The organism is Streptomyces sp. L2 (assembly GCF_004124325.1).
Classification (GTDB): Bacteria; Actinomycetota; Actinomycetes; order Streptomycetales; family Streptomycetaceae; genus Streptomyces.
The window spans coordinates 3,340,127-3,357,370 of sequence record NZ_QBDT01000001.1 but is presented as its reverse complement, the minus strand read 5'-3'; the positions used below and the strand labels follow the sequence as shown (position 1 = coordinate 3,357,370).

11 protein-coding genes, 3 rRNA genes and 1 pseudogene are annotated in these 17,244 nt (G+C 67.1%); 13 read left to right on the top strand and 2 right to left on the bottom strand.

The features are described 5' to 3' along the window. Window positions 1-80 precede the first annotated feature (80 nt). The gene (locus tag DBP14_RS14510; RefSeq protein WP_129307630.1) at window positions 81-2,240 is read right to left on the bottom strand and encodes a serine/threonine-protein kinase; all 2,160 of its coding nucleotides are present in this window, start codon (window positions 2,238-2,240) and stop codon (window positions 81-83) included. Between the two features lie 237 nt (window positions 2,241-2,477). Between DBP14_RS14510 and DBP14_RS14505 the strand changes: the two genes are divergently transcribed. The 8 genes and pseudogenes from DBP14_RS14505 to DBP14_RS36855 all read left to right on the top strand — a co-directional run. Further along, on the top strand, window positions 2,478-2,798 hold the full coding sequence (locus DBP14_RS14505; protein WP_129307629.1) for an SH3 domain-containing protein: 321 nt from the start codon (window positions 2,478-2,480) through the stop codon (window positions 2,796-2,798). Between the two features lie 378 nt (window positions 2,799-3,176). Then, the gene (locus DBP14_RS14500; RefSeq protein WP_129307628.1) at window positions 3,177-3,692 is read left to right on the top strand and encodes an EamA/RhaT family transporter; all 516 of its coding nucleotides are present in this window, start codon (window positions 3,177-3,179) and stop codon (window positions 3,690-3,692) included. An 86-nt stretch (window positions 3,693-3,778) separates the two neighbouring features. Then, complete coding sequence (locus tag DBP14_RS14495; RefSeq protein ID WP_129307627.1) at window positions 3,779-4,546, top strand: class I SAM-dependent methyltransferase; 768 nt, start codon at window positions 3,779-3,781, stop codon at window positions 4,544-4,546. Window positions 4,547-4,648: 102 nt separating this feature from the next. Next, the gene (locus tag DBP14_RS14490) at window positions 4,649-5,503 is read left to right on the top strand and encodes an ABC transporter ATP-binding protein (RefSeq protein ID WP_129307626.1); all 855 of its coding nucleotides are present in this window, start codon (window positions 4,649-4,651) and stop codon (window positions 5,501-5,503) included. Next, on the top strand, window positions 5,500-6,294 hold the full coding sequence (locus tag DBP14_RS14485; protein WP_129307625.1) for an ABC transporter permease: 795 nt from the start codon (window positions 5,500-5,502) through the stop codon (window positions 6,292-6,294). Before DBP14_RS14490 ends, DBP14_RS14485 begins: the two co-directional genes overlap by 4 nt. A gap of 79 nt (window positions 6,295-6,373) precedes the next feature. After that, on the top strand, window positions 6,374-7,186 hold the full coding sequence (gene proC, locus DBP14_RS14480; protein WP_129307624.1) for a pyrroline-5-carboxylate reductase: 813 nt from the start codon (window positions 6,374-6,376) through the stop codon (window positions 7,184-7,186). A gap of 144 nt (window positions 7,187-7,330) precedes the next feature. Continuing rightward, window positions 7,331-8,536 carry an RNA-guided endonuclease TnpB family protein gene (locus DBP14_RS14475; protein WP_129307623.1) on the top strand — a complete coding sequence of 402 codons (1,206 nt, stop codon included), beginning with the start codon at window positions 7,331-7,333 and terminating at the stop codon, window positions 8,534-8,536. A gap of 28 nt (window positions 8,537-8,564) precedes the next feature. Next, window positions 8,565-8,651 (top strand): annotated as a pseudogene (locus DBP14_RS36855) (AraC family transcriptional regulator); the annotation flags it as partial. On the opposite strand, the gene trpS reads toward DBP14_RS36855, so the two are convergent. Next, entirely contained in the window at window positions 8,612-9,655 is a 1,044-nt protein-coding gene (gene trpS, locus DBP14_RS14465; RefSeq protein WP_129307622.1) for a tryptophan--tRNA ligase, read from the bottom strand. The pseudogene DBP14_RS36855 and the gene trpS overlap by 40 nt on opposite strands. Before the next feature lie 768 nt (window positions 9,656-10,423). On the opposite strand from trpS, the gene DBP14_RS14455 reads away from it, so the two are divergent. The 5 genes from DBP14_RS14455 (at window position 10,424) to DBP14_RS14435 (ending at window position 17,181) form a co-directional block, all read left to right on the top strand. Continuing rightward, window positions 10,424-11,951: ribosomal RNA gene (locus tag DBP14_RS14455) — 16S ribosomal RNA — on the top strand. Between the two features lie 282 nt (window positions 11,952-12,233). Further along, window positions 12,234-15,357: ribosomal RNA gene (locus tag DBP14_RS14450) — 23S ribosomal RNA — on the top strand. A gap of 91 nt (window positions 15,358-15,448) precedes the next feature. After that, window positions 15,449-15,565, top strand: a 5S ribosomal RNA gene (gene rrf, locus DBP14_RS14445). Together the 16S, 23S and 5S rRNA genes form the textbook arrangement of a ribosomal RNA operon. 59 nt (window positions 15,566-15,624) lie before the next feature. Further along, entirely contained in the window at window positions 15,625-16,305 is a 681-nt protein-coding gene (locus tag DBP14_RS14440; RefSeq protein WP_129307621.1) for an HAD family hydrolase, read from the top strand. Window positions 16,306-16,410: 105 nt separating this feature from the next. Next, window positions 16,411-17,181, top strand: coding sequence for a VC0807 family protein (locus tag DBP14_RS14435; protein ID WP_241740911.1), 771 nt, complete (start codon window positions 16,411-16,413; stop codon window positions 17,179-17,181). The last annotated feature ends 63 nt before the right edge of the window (window positions 17,182-17,244 follow it).

The following is a 17,244-nucleotide window of genomic DNA, read 5'->3' as shown; positions in this document are numbered from 1 at the left end:
GATATGCGGCTCCGCCGCGCGGGCGCGACAAGCCACAACGCGCCGTCAGTGGAAAACGCGCCCCCGGCCGGCAGGCCCCCTCACCAGTCCGACGGCTCCGCGTCCACCCCGAACACCGTCCCGTCCGCCACCCCGGCGAACACATGGGAACCGGCGACCACCGGTGAGGGCAACGCCGCCGCCACCCGGTCCGAGGCCCCGCCGACATGCGCCCGCGTCTGGCCGGCGAACCTCCCCTCACGGACGCCCACCGCGATCACCCGCCCGTCCGCCGCCGCCAGATACACGTACCGCCCGTCGACCACCGGCGCCGAACCCCGGCTCACCGCGGTCTCCAGGTGCCACACCCGCCGCCCGGCGCCCACGTCGACCGCGTCCAGCGCCCCCTCCGCACCCAGCACGTACACCACCCCGCCCCGCACCACCGCCCGCGCGTCCGCACGCGGCGCCGGAAGCTTCACGCGCCGGGACGCCCGCTTTCCCGGCTCGTACCGCAGAACGGCGTCCGTGTCGCCGTACACCGGATCGGCGGCCAGGAAGAACACGGCACCCCCGTCGGCGCCGACCGGCCGCAGGCTCCCTCGCAGCCGTGCCTCCCAGCGCACTGCCCCCGAGGCGGGGTCCACCGCCGTGACGTGGCTGCTGCCACCGTCGTCGGACGTCGTCGTCGCGTAGACCAGGCCGTCCCCGGCGAACGAGTCGACGCGTGCCACACCGGAGCCGGGCAGCCGCCGCTGCCACTTCGCGGCGCCGGACGCGCTGTCCACCCCGGTGAGCGTGCCGTCGGCGTGCGTGAGCAGCAGCATGTGCGCGGTGTAGCCGAGACCGGCGTACGCCGACAGGTCCCGCTCCCAGCGGGTACGGCCCGACGCGGGATCGAGCCCGGCCACGTGCCGTCCGTTCCCGCTCACGACCTGCACCAGCCCGCCCGACACGACCGGCGGCCCGCTCCACCGCGCCCCGGTGACGGCATGCCGCCACAGCAGACGGCCGTCGGCCGGATCGAGCGCGTACACCGCGCGGGAGCGGCCGCACACCAGCTTCCCCGCCCCGTACGCACACTGCGGCGTGCCCTCGCCCGCGCCGGCCGGCTTGGCCCGCCAGGCATCGAACGCCGTGGACGCCGTACGGGGCGCGGCCTCCCTCGGCCCGGCCCCGCCACCGCCGAGCAGCAACGCCGACACACCCGCCCCGGCCACGGCCAGCCCGATGCCGCCCGCGACCAGAGCCATCCGCCGCCGGCGCCGCCGCACCCGCCCCACCGCCGGCACCGATACCGACCCCGGCACCTGTACGGGCACCGACGCGGCCCCCGGCTCGGCCACACACTCTGCCCCGGCCTCTCCGGCCTCCCCGGCGTCCGCGACCTCCCCGCTCCGCTGCGCCGGTATGAACGCCTGCGTGTCGTACGACGCCGCCACCGACCGCAGGTCCCGCATCAGCTCGTCCGGGGTCGGCCGCTCCTCCGGCTCCTTGGCCAGGCAACGCAGCACCAGCGGCGCCAGGTTCTCCGGCACACCGGTCAGATCGGGCTCGTCGTGCACCACCTGGTAGGCGACGATGTACGGGCTGTCGGAGTCGAACGGCCCCCGCCCCGTCGCCGCGTGCACCATCACCGAACCGAGCGCGAAGATGTCCGCGGCGGGCCCCACCTCCCGCGGCCGCCGGAACTGCTCGGGCGCCATGAAGGGCGGCGTGCCGATCAACTTCCCGGTCTCGGTGCGCAGTTCGCTGTCCTTGGGGAGCGAGATGCCGAAGTCGATGACCTTCGGTCCGTCCTCGGCGAGCAGCACGTTGCTGGGCTTGAGATCCCGGTGCACGACCCCGACCCGGTGGATGTCCCGCAGCGCCTCCGCGAGCCCGGCCATCAGCCGGCGCAACTGGCCCGGCTCCATGGGTCCGTTCCGCTTCACCTGCTCCGACAGGGTCGGGCCGGGGATGAACAACGTGGCCATCCAGGGCCGTTCACCCTCCGGATCGGCGTCCACCACCGGCGCGGTGAAGGCGCCGCTCACCCGCCGGGCGGCCGCCACCTCCTGCCGGAAACGCCCCCTGAACTCGGGGTCCTTGGCGAACTCGGCGTGCACGACCTTCACCGCGAGCTTCAGTCCCGACGTACTGCGCGCCAGGTGCACCACACCCATCCCGCCGGAACCCAGACAGGACTCCAGCCGGTAGTGACCGGCGTATTCGGGACGTTCCGCTTCCGCGCCCGCCCCGGGCCCGTGCTGTGGCGTCACTGGGACCACCCCCGACCACCCCCGTGCTGTTCGACCGCGCGCGCGACGCACGGAGCCTAGTCGATGACTCGTACGAGACAGAGGCGGCTTGCTAGCGTTCGCGTGCGAGTCGCGCACATGTGTCTTATGGCGCGAACGAGCGGATCCGCGAAGCAACGGATGCGCGAAGCAACGGAACGGATCAACGGATCAGCGCGGCCCAGTGAGGGACACGGGGCCGGACCGGGGGAGGACGTCATGGCAGTCGAACAGGTCACCGAGGCCGGAGGCACCGACGAGGAACGCACGCTGACGGCGCGGTCCGCCACCGTGCACTCCTACTCCGTCGCCCCGGGCGTCCGCCTCAACGTCCGCAGCGGCCCCGGCACCGGCTACGGCATCGTCCGCGTCCTCGCCGAGGGCGCCAAGATCCGCATCTACTGCCAGTCCCCGGGCACGACGGTCACCGGCCCGTACGGCACCTCGAACATCTGGGACAACATCGGCAGCGGCGAGTACGTCTCGGACGCCTACATCCTCACCGGCAGCGACGGCTACGTGGCAGACCGCTGCGGCTGACGGCGCGAACCGACGGCGGGGGCCGACCGGCCTGGACCGACGGCGGGGGCCGACCGGCGGGGGCCGACCGGCGGGGGCCGACCGGCGTGGACCGACGGCGGGGGCCGACCGGCGGGGGCCGACCGGCGTGGACCGACGGCGCGAACCGACGGCGCGGGCCGACGGCGGGGGCCGACCGGCGTGGACCGACGGCGGGGGCCGACCGGCGGGGGCCGACGGCGCGAACCGACGGCGCGGGCCGACGGCGGGGGCCGACGGCGGGGGCCGACCGGCGTGGACCGACGGCGGGGGCCGACTGGCGGGGGCCGACCGGCGCGGCCGACCGTCGCGGGCGACCCTGCCCCCGAGCCCGCGCCCCGGCGGCGCCATAATCGTCCCGTGAGCGACGAACCCGGCACCCCGGACACCCCCGCGGGCTCGACAGGCGCCGCCCCCGGCGGGCCGCGGCCCGAGCCCCTGCGTTTCTTCGGCACGTCCTGGGTCGAGCACGACCAGGGCTACGGCGCCCGCCGCGCCGGAGTCGCCGTCGGCTCGCTCGTCGCGGCGGCCGTCTCCTGCCTGGTCCTGCGCTTCGCCTACCAGGGCATCCAGATCGCCGACACCGGCACCTTCGTGACCGTGCTCATCATCGCCATGTTCGCGATCTGCAGCGCCCTCGCCTTCCGCAACACCTGGGAGGGCTTCGGCAAGCGGCACGACCCGGCCCGCCAGGCGTCCCTGCGCGGCCTGCTCGCGATCGGCTTCGTCGGCTCCCTGCTCGCCTACTTCTTCCGCTCCCTCACCGAGGCACCCGGCGAACGGCTGTACCGCGAGGAGTACGACACGGCCCGCGCCGAACACGAACGCCGCACCGCCCGCCGCACCGGCAACCCGAAGAAGAAACGCCGCAAATAGCCGACACACCAGGTCGGCGCGCCGCCCGTACCGGCTCGCCGGTCGCCCCCTGTCGCCGCGCCCGCCCCGCTCGACACCATGGCCCCATGACGACCAGCACCCGGGCCCACTCCTTCAACGCGGCCGCCGCCCAGTACGCCGAGAACCGCCCCTCCTACCCGCCCGCCCTGCTCGACGCAGTCGAGGAACTGGCCGGGCGTCCCCTGTCCGGCGCCCGCGTCGTGGACGTCGGCGCCGGTACCGGTATCGCGACCGCCCTGCTGCACGCCCGGGGCGCCGACGTGCTCGCCGTCGAACCCGGGGCGGGCATGACCGCCGAGTTCCGCCGCAGGCACCCCGGCATCCCGGTCGTCCGGGGCAACGGCAACGCGCTCCCCGTCGCCGACGCACGGGCCGACTTCCTCACCTACGCCCAGGCCTGGCACTGGACCGACCCGGCGCGCTCGGTGCCGGAGGCGCTGCGCGTGCTGCGTCCCGGGGGTGCGCTCGCGCTGTGGTGGAACACGGAGGCCCTCGACGTCGAGTGGATCGCCGAGGCCGCCGGCCGCACCGGCCGCTTCCTCGGCATCGACCTCGTCGCCGAGAAACAGAAGGCGGCCCGGCACACCGACCTCGCCGACCCCAGCGGACGCCTCCGCTTCACCCGGCGCGAGGTCCGCTGGAGCCGTCGCGTGCCCATCGACACCCACCTCGCCAACATCGGCAGCCACTCGGCGTTCCTCGTCCTGCCCGAGCACCGCCGGACCGCCTTTCTCGACGAGGAGCGCGCCCACCTGCTGAACGTCTTCCCCGACGGCATCGTCGAGGAGACGTACGACGTCCTCCTCCTGGTCGCCGTCACCCTCACCCCCTGACGCCACCGCCCACCAGATCAAGGGTCCGCGCGGCGGCCGGCTCACCCAGCCGGCCGCCGCGCCCCTTGACGTGACCGCGGCCCGAGACACATTATTCATCACATGATGAATTACTCGACGGGCCCGGCCACCGAGCCACCCGCCCCGGAGCCACCCGCGCCCGAGTCACGCGCGTCCGAGTCGTCCGCCCCCCACGCCGTCCGCGCCCACGACCTCACCGTCGCCCGAGGCCCCCGCACCGTCCTGCACCACCTCGGCTTCACCGTCCCCCGCGGACAGATCACCGGACTGCTCGGCCCCTCCGGCTGCGGCAAGTCGACCCTCATGCGCTCCATCGTCGGCACCCAGGCCAAGGTCACCGGCACCCTCGACGTCCTCGGCCACCCGGCCGGCCACCCCGCCCTGCGCAGCCGCCTCGGCTACGTCACCCAGGCACCCTCCGTCTACGGCGACCTCACCGTCCGGCAGAACCTGGAGTACTTCGCGGCGATCCTCGACCCCGGCCGCGCGGCCGCCGAACGCCGCCACGAACACGTCACCCGCGCCATCGCCGACGTCGACCTCACCAGCCACGCCGACGTCCTCGCCGGCCACCTCTCCGGCGGCCAGCGCGGCCGCGTCTCCCTCGCCGTCGCCCTCCTCGGCGCCCCCGAACTCCTCGTCCTCGACGAACCCACCGTCGGCCTGGACCCCGTCCTCCGCCGCGACCTGTGGAGCCTCTTCCACCACCTCGCCGCCGACCGGGGCGCCACCCTCCTCGTCTCCTCCCACGTCATGGACGAGGCCGAGCGCTGCCACCGCCTCCTCCTCATGCGCGAGGGCGAGATCCTCGCCGACGGCACCCCCGACGCCCTGCGCACCCGCACCGGCACCGACACGGTCGAGGCCGCCTTCCTCCACCTCGTCGACGAGGCCACCGCCGACAGCCGCGCCCGCAGCAAGGAGAGCACCCGATGACCACCAGCGCGCCCCACGCCGCGACCACCGGCCCCACCGCACCCCCCAGCGCCTTCAACGCCTCCCGGACCACCGCCACGGCCGCCCGCGTCCTGCGCCAGCTCCGCCACGACCCGCGCACCGTCGCGCTGATGGTCCTCGTCCCCTGCGTGATGCTCGTCCTGCTCCGCTACGTCTTCGACGCCAGCCCGCACACCTTCGACAACATCGGCGCCTCCCTGCTCGGCATCTTCCCGCTGATCACGATGTTCCTCGTCACCTCCATCGCCACCCTGCGCGAACGCACCTCGGGCACCCTCGAACGCCTCCTCGCCATGCCGCTCGGCAAAGCCGACCTCATCGCCGGCTACGCCCTCGCCTTCGGCACCCTCGCGATCATCCAGTCCGCCCTCGCCACCGGCCTCGCCGTCTGGTTCCTCGGCCTGGACGTCACCGGCTCACCCTGGCTCCTGCTGCTCGTCGCCCTCCTCGACGCCCTGCTCGGCACCGCCCTCGGCCTCTTCGTCTCCGCCTTCGCCGCCTCCGAGTTCCAGGCGGTCCAGTTCATGCCGGCCGTGATCTTCCCCCAGCTCCTCCTCTGCGGCCTCTTCACACCCCGCGACCAGATGCACCCCGTCCTGGAGGCCCTCTCCGACGTCCTGCCGATGTCGTACGCCGTCGACGGGATGAACGAGGTCATGCGCCACACCGACATGACCGCCACCTTCGTGCGCGACGTCCTGATCGTCGCCGGCTGCGCACTGCTCGTCCTCGGCCTGGGCGCCGCGACCCTGCGACGCCGAACCGCCTGAGCCCACCGCAGGCGCCCCCGGCGTCCGCCCACCGGACAATCCGCTCACAGCCCTTCGCCGCGGTGCCAGACTGAACCCCATGAGCCAGAAAGTCGCAGTCCTCGGCACCGGCAAGATCGGCGAAGCCCTGCTCAGCGGAATGATCCGGGCCGGCTGGGCCCCCGCGGACCTCCTGGTCACCGCCCGCCGCCCCGAACGCGCCGAAGAACTCCGCACCCGCTACGGAGTCGCCCCGGTCACCAACGCCGAGGCCGCCAAGACCGCCGACACCCTGATCCTCACGGTCAAGCCCCAGGACATGGGCACCCTCCTGGACGAACTCGCCCCGCACATCCCCGCCGACCGCCTGATCATCAGCGGCGCGGCCGGCATCCCCACCTCCTTCTTCGAGGAGCGCCTGGTCGAGGGCACCCCGGTCGTCCGCGTCATGACGAACACGCCCGCCCTCGTCGACGAGGCCATGTCCGTCATCTCCGCCGGCACCCACGCCACCGCCGACCATCTCACCACCGCCGAGGACATCTTCGGCGCCGTCGGCAAGACCCTCCGCGTCCCCGAATCCCAGCAGGACGCCTGCACCGCCCTCTCCGGCTCCGGCCCCGCCTACTTCTTCTACTTGGTCGAGGCCATGACCGACGCCGGCATCCTGCTCGGCCTGCCCCGCGACAAGGCCCACGACCTCATCGTCCAGTCCGCCATCGGCGCAGCCGTCATGCTCCGCGACAGTGGCGAACACCCCGTCAAACTCCGCGAGAACGTCACCTCCCCGGCCGGTACGACCATCAACGCGATCCGCGAACTCGAGAACCACGGCGTCCGCGCCGCCCTCATCGCCGCCCTGGAAGCGGCCCGCGACCGCAGCCGCGAACTCGCCACCGGCAAGAAGGACTGAACCGCACGTTGAGGTGATGGCGATGGCCCTCATCCCCCTGGTCTGCCCCCGTCCCGACCGCGGAGGCGATCGTCTCGTTCGCTCGTTCGGGTGACAGGCGCACTATTCGAAGAGCGAAGCGAGACCGGTGCCTAGATTGATGGCATGACGACCACAGTGGCGGAAGCGGGTGGAGCCTGTTGCGCCAGGTACACCTTCCGGCTTCGTGTGTCGTCGACCGCTCGCGGCCTGCTACTAGCGGAGTGGGATCGCTGCCGGTGGGTTTGGAACGAATGCGTTGCTCGGTCGAAGAAGGCTTTCCGCGAGGGACACAAGTGCGGTCCGGCGACGCTGGACAGGATGCTGACCGCGGCCCGGGCCGCGACGCCATGGCTCGCTGCAGGTTCCTCGGTGCCGCAGCAGCAGACTGTCCGGGACTTCGGCACGTCTCGCGCGAGGGCACTGAAGGACACCAGGGAGCAAGTGCCAGCGCAGCGCCGGGCTGGAATGCCGCGCCACAAGAAGAAGCGCGAGTCCGACCCGACGCTGAACTACACGCGACGTGGCTTCCGTTTCAAGCATGGTCGGCTGCACCTGGCGGGTGGAATCGTGCTGTGTGTGGTGTGGTCTCGGGATCTGCCCGCCACGCCGTCCAGCGTGCGCGTGTACCGAGACAGTCTCGGCCACTGGTACGCGTCCTTCGTCGTTCGCGGCCAAGCTCAGCCGCTCCCGAAAACGGGTGCCGTGATCGGCGTGGACTGGGGCGTTCGCGAGACCGCGACCACTACCAGTGATGCTCACGACCTTCCCTATGCCGGGCATGGGGAGACGGCGCATACGAAGGTGTCTCGGTACGACAGGATGATGGCCCGCCGTAAACCCGCCAGGGGAAAGGCGGCGTCGAAGGGTTACCGCGAGGCCAAGAGGCTGCGGGCCAAGACTTACGCGAAGGCCGCGAGGAAGCGGCAGGACACTGCCCGTAAATGGGCCAAGAAAGTCGTGCGCGACCATGATGCGATCGCAGTGGAGGACTTTCACCCGAAGTTCCTCGCCCGGACCGGCATGGGCCGCAAGGCTGCGGACGCTGCGATCGGTGCCACCAAGGCAGCCCTGATCGAGATGGGTCGTAAGCATGGACGGGATGTGCGCCTTGTGCATCCCGCGCACACCACAATGGACTGCGCCCGGTGCGGAGCGAGAGCCAAGCACGCACTGCCGCTGTCAGAACGCACATACACCTGCACCGCATGCGGAGCCGTGTCCCCAAGGGACAAGAACTCTGCCCGCGTGATGCTCGTCCGGGCTGGTCTGGCCCCGGCTGGTGTCGAGGGCGCAAGACCTCCTGGAGCGCCGCTCCAGGAGGCAGCCTGAGCCAGAAATCTTCTTGCACAGGGGAGCAGTCAAGATGCGTCAGCACTTCGCGCGCCTCGCCACCAGCCCGCGCGCCTACCGGGCCGCGTTCAGCACGGCCGGCTTCTCCGGGTGAGCGTCCGTATGAGCGGGGAGCAACCCGATCGCCCGGTACGCCGTATCGACGATCGGCCGGGCCATCGCCCGAGCCTTCTCCGCACCCTCACGCAGCACCCCCTCCACATACGCCGGATCCGCGCACAGCTCCCTGTGCCTGGCCTGCACGGGCCGGAGAACCTCCACCACCGCGTCCGCGGTGTCCTTCTTCAAAGCGCCGTACGAGTGGTAAACGGACGACAGTGACTCAGGGTTCCCGCCTGTGCACGCTGCGAGAATCTCCAGTAGATTCGCGACGCCGGGCCGCCCCTCCCTGTCGTACTCCACCTCGCTGCCGCTGTCGGTCACGGCCCGCATGACCTTCCTCCGCACCACCTCCGGCTCGTCCAGCAGATAGACGATCCCCGGGCCCGCGTCCTCCGACTTCCCCATCTTCGACGCAGGGGCCTGGAGGTTCATCACCCGCGCGGCCACCTGCGGAGGCGTCGCCTTCGGCACCACGAACGTGTGCCCGTACCGGTGGTTGAACCGGACCGCCAGATCGCGCGCCAGCTCCACGTGCTGCGTCTGGTCGTCGCCCACCGGCACCTCGTCCGCTCCGTACGCGAGGATGTCCGCCGCCATCAGGACGGGATACGTCAGCAGCGACAGCCGCACGCTGCCACCCCGCTCCCGCTCCCGCCCGGCCTTCTCCTTGTACTGGATCATCCGCCGCATCTCGCCGTCGGTCGCCACGCACTCCAGCAGGTACGACAGTCTCGTGTGCTCGTCGACATGGCTCTGCAGGAACACCGTGCACAACCGCGGATCGAGCCCCGACGCCAGCAGCAGCGTGGCCCCCTGCCGGCTCAGCCTGCGCACCCGCGCCGGATCGTGGTCCACGGTCAGCGCGTGCAGATCGACGATGCAGAACAGGGCGTCCGAGCCGTGCTGGTCCACCTCGGCCCAGCGCCGCATGGCCCCGAGGTAGTTCCCGAGGGTCAGATGCCCGGTCGGCTTCACACCGCTGAAGACCCGCGTCATCTCTGTCTCCTTCTCCTGGTCGGGACCGCCGTCCCGACGGCCGGCTCCCGGGGTCCTGGAGGGAGAAACGAGAACGGCCGCCGAAGCGGCGGCCGTTGGGTGCATACGTGAGTACGGCCGCCGTCAGGCGGCCCACCACAGTTGGGTGCACGTACGCGTAGTCATGGCCCCCACCGTACGCCGCCGGAGCGTGTCCGGCCACGAGTTGACACACCCCGGGCTGATCCGTAAGGTTCTTCGAGTTGTTCGACGTGAGAGCCGACTCCGGTCGGTCCCCGAACAGCCATTCCGCAGGTACCAGCCACAACTCGGCGATCCGTCGCCGTTTCTTTGGCGCGCGTATGTGCGAAATGAGGAATCCGCGTTCGAAAGGGCGCAGGCCCCCGATTAGCTCGGGAGCAAGGAATCCGCTAAAGTCTCACTCGTCGGAACGGCCCAACGGCCGAGAAGACAACTCCCGCTGACTGGGAATCAGACGCCGAAAGGATCTGATAGAGTCGGAAACGCAAGACCGAAGGGAAGCGCCCGGAGGAAAGCCACGAGAGAGTCTCTCGGGTGAGTACAAAGGAAGCGACCGTTCCTTGAGAACTCAACAGCGTGCCAAAAATCAACGCCAGATATGTTGATACCCCGTCTCCGGTCATCACGACCGGGACGAGGTTCCTTTGAAATACACAGCGAGGACGCTGTGAACGGTCGGATCATTCCTCCGACTGTTCCGCTCTCGTGGTGCTCACCGGCTGAATTAATTTTCTGGCCGAGTAAACATTCACGGAGAGTTTGATCCTGGCTCAGGACGAACGCTGGCGGCGTGCTTAACACATGCAAGTCGAACGATGAACCTCCTTCGGGAGGGGATTAGTGGCGAACGGGTGAGTAACACGTGGGCAATCTGCCCTTCACTCTGGGACAAGCCCTGGAAACGGGGTCTAATACCGGATACGAGGTTCGGAGGCATCTTCGAACTTGGAAAGCTCCGGCGGTGAAGGATGAGCCCGCGGCCTATCAGCTTGTTGGTGAGGTAGTGGCTCACCAAGGCGACGACGGGTAGCCGGCCTGAGAGGGCGACCGGCCACACTGGGACTGAGACACGGCCCAGACTCCTACGGGAGGCAGCAGTGGGGAATATTGCACAATGGGCGAAAGCCTGATGCAGCGACGCCGCGTGAGGGATGACGGCCTTCGGGTTGTAAACCTCTTTCAGCAGGGAAGAAGCGAAAGTGACGGTACCTGCAGAAGAAGCGCCGGCTAACTACGTGCCAGCAGCCGCGGTAATACGTAGGGCGCAAGCGTTGTCCGGAATTATTGGGCGTAAAGAGCTCGTAGGCGGCTTGTCACGTCGATTGTGAAAGCCCGAGGCTTAACCTCGGGTCTGCAGTCGATACGGGCTAGCTAGAGTGTGGTAGGGGAGATCGGAATTCCTGGTGTAGCGGTGAAATGCGCAGATATCAGGAGGAACACCGGTGGCGAAGGCGGATCTCTGGGCCATTACTGACGCTGAGGAGCGAAAGCGTGGGGAGCGAACAGGATTAGATACCCTGGTAGTCCACGCCGTAAACGGTGGGAACTAGGTGTTGGCGACATTCCACGTCGTCGGTGCCGCAGCTAACGCATTAAGTTCCCCGCCTGGGGAGTACGGCCGCAAGGCTAAAACTCAAAGGAATTGACGGGGGCCCGCACAAGCGGCGGAGCATGTGGCTTAATTCGACGCAACGCGAAGAACCTTACCAAGGCTTGACATATACCGGAAACATCCAGAGATGGGTGCCCCCTTGTGGTCGGTATACAGGTGGTGCATGGCTGTCGTCAGCTCGTGTCGTGAGATGTTGGGTTAAGTCCCGCAACGAGCGCAACCCTTGTTCTGTGTTGCCAGCATGCCCTTCGGGGTGATGGGGACTCACAGGAGACCGCCGGGGTCAACTCGGAGGAAGGTGGGGACGACGTCAAGTCATCATGCCCCTTATGTCTTGGGCTGCACACGTGCTACAATGGCCGGTACAATGAGCTGCGATACCGTGAGGTGGAGCGAATCTCAAAAAGCCGGTCTCAGTTCGGATTGGGGTCTGCAACTCGACCCCATGAAGTCGGAGTCGCTAGTAATCGCAGATCAGCATTGCTGCGGTGAATACGTTCCCGGGCCTTGTACACACCGCCCGTCACGTCACGAAAGTCGGTAACACCCGAAGCCGGTGGCCCAACCCCTTGTGGGAGGGAGCTGTCGAAGGTGGGACTGGCGATTGGGACGAAGTCGTAACAAGGTAGCCGTACCGGAAGGTGCGGCTGGATCACCTCCTTTCTAAGGAGCACATAGCCGACTGCAAGCAAATGTCTTGCACGGTTGCTCATGGGTGGAACGTTGATTATTCGGCACACTCGGCCTGCTCTGGTTTCGCAAGTACTGCTTCGGCGTGGAACGCGGACGAGAGAGGGCGAGGGTGTCGGGCACGCTGTTGGGTATCTGAAGGTACGGCCGATACGGCTGCCTTCAGCTGCCGGCCCCAGTGAACTCCGGAGTGATCCGGGGGTGACGGGTGGCTGGTCGTTGTTTGAGAACTGCACAGTGGACGCGAGCATCTGTGGCCAAGTTTTTAAGGGCGCACGGTGGATGCCTTGGCACCAGGAACCGATGAAGGACGTGGGAGGCCGCGATAGTCCCCGGGGAGTCGTCAACCAGGCTTTGATCCGGGGGTTTCCGAATGGGGAAACCCGGCAGTCGTCATGGGCTGTCACCCACTGCTGAACACATAGGCAGTGTGGAGGGAACGAGGGGAAGTGAAACATCTCAGTACCCTCAGGAAGAGAAAACAACCGTGATTCCGGGAGTAGTGGCGAGCGAAACCGGATGAGGCCAAACCGTATGCGTGTGAGACCCGGCAGGGGTTGCGCGTGCGGGGTTGTGGGATCTCTCTTCTGTCGTCTGCCGGCGGCAGGACGAGTCAGAAACCGTTGATGTAGGCGAAGGACATGCGAAAGGTCCGGCGTAGAGGGTAAGACCCCCGTAGTCGAAACGTCAGCGGCTCGTTTGAGAGACACCCAAGTAGCACGGGGCCCGAGAAATCCCGTGTGAATCTGGCGGGACCACCCGCTAAGCCTAAATATTCCCTGGTGACCGATAGCGGATAGTACCGTGAGGGAATGGTGAAAAGTACCGCGGGAGCGGAGTGAAATAGTACCTGAAACCGTGTGCCTACAAGCCGTGGGAGCGTCGGAGCAAGGCTTGCCTTGTTCTCGTGACTGCGTGCCTTTTGAAGAATGAGCCTGCGAGTTTGCGGTGTGTTGCGAGGTTAACCCGGGTGGGGAAGCCGTAGCGAAAGCGAGTCCGAACAGGGCGCTTCAGTAGCACGCTCAAGACCCGAAGCGGAGTGATCTAGCCATGGGCAGGTTGAAGCGGAGGTAAGACTTCGTGGAGGACCGAACCCACCAGGGTTGAAAACCTGGGGGATGACCTGTGGTTAGGGGTGAAAGGCCAATCAAACTCCGTGATAGCTGGTTCTCCCCGAAATGCATTTAGGTGCAGCGTCGTGTGTTTCTTGCCGGAGGTAGAGCACTGGATAGGCGATGGGCCCTACCGGGTTACTGACCTTAGCCAAACTCCGAATGCCGGTAAGTGAGAGCGCGGCAGTGAGACTGTGGGGGATAAGCTCCATGGTCGAGAGGGAAACAGCCCAGAGCATCGACTAAGGCCCCTAAGCGTACGCTAAGTGGGAAAGGATGTGGAGTCGCAGAGACAACCAGGAGGTTGGCTTAGAAGCAGCCACCCTTGAAAGAGTGCGTAATAGCTCACTGGTCTAGTGATTCCGCGCCGACAATGTAGCGGGGCTCAAGCGTACCGCCGAAGTCGTGTCATTGCAGCATATACGCCCAACGGCGGCTGTGATGGGTAGGGGAGCGTCGTCTGCCGGGTGAAGCAGCACCGGAAGGTAGTTGTGGACGGTTGACGAGTGAGAATGCAGGCATGAGTAGCGATACAAACGTGAGAAACGTTTGCGCCGATTGACTAAGGGTTCCTGGGTCAAGCTGATCTGCCCAGGGTAAGTCGGGACCTAAGGCGAGGCCGACAGGCGTAGTCGATGGATAACCGGTTGATATTCCGGTACCCGCTGTGAAGCGTCAAACATCGAGCATCGTGATGCTAAGGCCGTGAAGCCGCCCTTGATCTCTTCGGAGTGATGGGGAGTGGTGGAGCCGCTGAACCAAGCGGTTAGTAGGTGAGTGATGGGGTGACGCAGGAAGGTAGTCCATCCCGGGCGGTGGTTGTCCCGGGGTAAGGGTGTAGGACGGTGTGTAGGCAAATCCGCACATCATTAAGTCTGAGACCTGATGCCGAGCCGATTGTGGTGAAGTGGATGATCCTATGCTGTCGAGAAAAGCCTCTAGCGAGTTTCATGGCGGCCCGTACCCTAAACCGACTCAGGTGGTCAGGTAGAGAATACCGAGGCGTTCGGGTGAACTATGGTTAAGGAACTCGGCAAAATGCCCCCGTAACTTCGGGAGAAGGGGGGCCACATCCGGTGACGAGTCTTGCACTCCGAGCTGGGGGTGGCCGCAGAGACCAGCGAGAAGCGACTGTTTACTAAAAACACAGGTCCGTGCGAAGCCGTAAGGCGATGTATACGGACTGACGCCTGCCCGGTGCTGGAACGTTAAGGGGACCGGTTAGCTCACTTTCGGGTGGGCGAAGCTGAGAACTTAAGCGCCAGTAAACGGCGGTGGTAACTATAACCATCCTAAGGTAGCGAAATTCCTTGTCGGGTAAGTTCCGACCTGCACGAATGGCGTAACGACTTCTCGACTGTCTCAACCATAGGCCCGGTGAAATTGCACTACGAGTAAAGATGCTCGTTTCGCGCAGCAGGACGGAAAGACCCCGGGACCTTTACTACAGTTTGATATTGGTGTTCGGTTCGGCTTGTGTAGGATAGCTGGGAGACTTTGAAGTTCACACGCCAGTGTGGGTGGAGTCGTCGTTGAAATACCAGTCTGGTCGTGCTGGATGTCTAACCTGGGTCCGTGATCCGGATCAGGGACAGTGTCTGATGGGTAGTTTAACTGGGGCGGTTGCCTCCTAAAGGGTAACGGAGGCGCCCAAAGGTTCCCTCAGCCTGGTTGGCAATCAGGTGTTGAGTGTAAGTGCACAAGGGAGCTTGACTGTGAGACCGACGGGTCGAGCAGGGACGAAAGTCGGGACTAGTGATCCGGCGGTGGCTTGTGGAAGCGCCGTCGCTCAACGGATAAAAGGTACCCCGGGGATAACAGGCTGATCTTCCCCAAGAGTCCATATCGACGGGATGGTTTGGCACCTCGATGTCGGCTCGTCGCATCCTGGGGCTGGAGTCGGTCCCAAGGGTTGGGCTGTTCGCCCATTAAAGCGGTACGCGAGCTGGGTTTAGAACGTCGTGAGACAGTTCGGTCCCTATCCGCTGTGCGCGTAGGAGTCTTGAGAAGGGCTGTCCCTAGTACGAGAGGACCGGGACGGACGAACCTCTGGTGTGCCAGTTGTTCTGCCAAGGGCATGGCTGGTTGGCTACGTTCGGGAGGGATAACCGCTGAAAGCATCTAAGCGGGAAGCCTGCTTCGAGATGAGGACTCCCACCCACTTGATGGGGTAAGGCTCCCAGTAGACGACTGGGTTGATAGGCCAGATATGGAAGCACCGTGAGGTGTGGAGTTGACTGGTACTAATAGGCCGAGGGCTTGTCCTCAGACGCTCGCGTTCACTGTGTTGGTTCTGAAACCACGAACAGCCCCATACCCGCACGAGGGTGTGGTGTGGCGTTCACAGTTTCATAGTGTTTCGGTGGTCATAGCGTGAGGGAAACGCCCGGTTACATTCCGAACCCGGAAGCTAAGCCTCACAGCGCCGATGGTACTGCAGGGGGGACCCTGTGGGAGAGTAGGACACCGCCGAACAAAATTTGAGAAAACCCCGCACCTCACGGTGCGGGGTTTTCTGCGTTTAGGCTGGTGCCATGCGCTATGACCTCGTCATCTTCGACAACGACGGTGTCCTCGTGGACAGCGAGCCCATCTCCAACCGGCTCCTGGCCGGCTATCTGACCGAGCTGGGGCACCCGACGTCGTACGAGGACTCCATCCGGGACTACATGGGCGCCGCGATGCACCGCGTCCACGACCTGGTCCTGGAGCGGACAGGGCAGCGGCTGCCGGACGACTTCGACGACGTCTTCCACGCACGCGTCTTCGCCGCGTTCGAGCGGGACTTGCGGCCCATGGCCGGCGTCGACGGGGTGCTGGAGAAGCTGGCGGCGGACGGGGTGCCGTACTGCGTGGCCTCCTCCGGCAGCCATGAAAGGATCCGGGTCGGCCACCGGACGACCGGACTCGACCGGTGGTTCACGCGGGACCGGGTTTTCAGCTCCCAGGACGTCGGACGGGGCAAGCCGGCGCCCGACCTCTTCCTGCACGCGGCCGCCCGGATGGGCGTCGCACCCGAGCGGTGTCTCGTCGTGGAGGACTCACCGCTCGGCGTCCAGGCGGCCGTCGCGGCCGGGATGGACGTGTACGGGTTCACCGCCATGACACCGGCGGACCGGCTGTCCGGGACCGGGACCGGGACCGGGGCCGGGGCCGGGGCCGGGGCCACGCAACTCTTTTCCACCATGGGGGAGTTGGCCGACCTGCTCGTATGACCCCCCGTATGACCGCGGCCACCACCCCGTGCCTGACATTTGTCATGCGGACCTCCGGACGATCGTTTCTACTGCCGGACCCCCTCCGACCGCGAAGCTGAGGGCATGACGAAGAACACGGGGAACACCGCAGGCACCGCGACCACCGGCCGGACCGAGAAGCAGGGCGAGCAGCAGAACGAGCAGCAGGCCCCGAGCGTGCTGGACAACTTCCGGCCGCTGATCGTGGACGTGGCCGTCCCGCTCGGCTCGTACTACCTCTTCAAGAACGCCTTCGGGATGAGCACCTTCGCGGCGCTCGCCTGGAGCAGCGTCGTGCCGGCCGTCCGCACCGTGTGGAGCCTGGTCAAGGAGCGGCGGACCAACGCGCTGGCCGGTCTGATCCTGTTCGTCAACGTCGTCTCCCTCCTGCTGAGCTTCGTCGCCGGCGACCCGCGGCTGATGCTCGCCAAGGACGGCGCGGTCAGCAGCACCGTCGGCATCGGCATCCTGGTCTCCGTCGTCCTCGGCCGCCCGATGATGTCCGAGGGCATGAAGCCGTTCGTGCTGAAGGGCGACCCGGCCAAGGCCGCCGCCTGGCACCGGCTGACCTCCGGGGCCTCCGTCCGCTCCGTGGCCTTCCGGCGCAAGGAGATGGCGTTCTCCCTCGTCTGGGGCGTGGCGCTGCTCGCCGAGTGCGTGATGCGGGTCGTGGGCGCGTACACCGTCCCGATCGACACCATGGTCTGGCTCGGCACCGTCCTCACCGTGGGCACCCTGGCGCTGGCCTTCGTGGTCAGCGGCGGGCTGGCCGTCGAGCCGATGGAGAAGATGCTGGCCGCCGAGGTGGAGGCCGCGGCGGAGGCCGAGAAGGCCGCGGTGACCGTCGCCGCGTGACGCACGAACCCGCAGGGTGGGAGAAGCTGAGGAAAACTCATCTTCGGCTGGATCTACCCACAG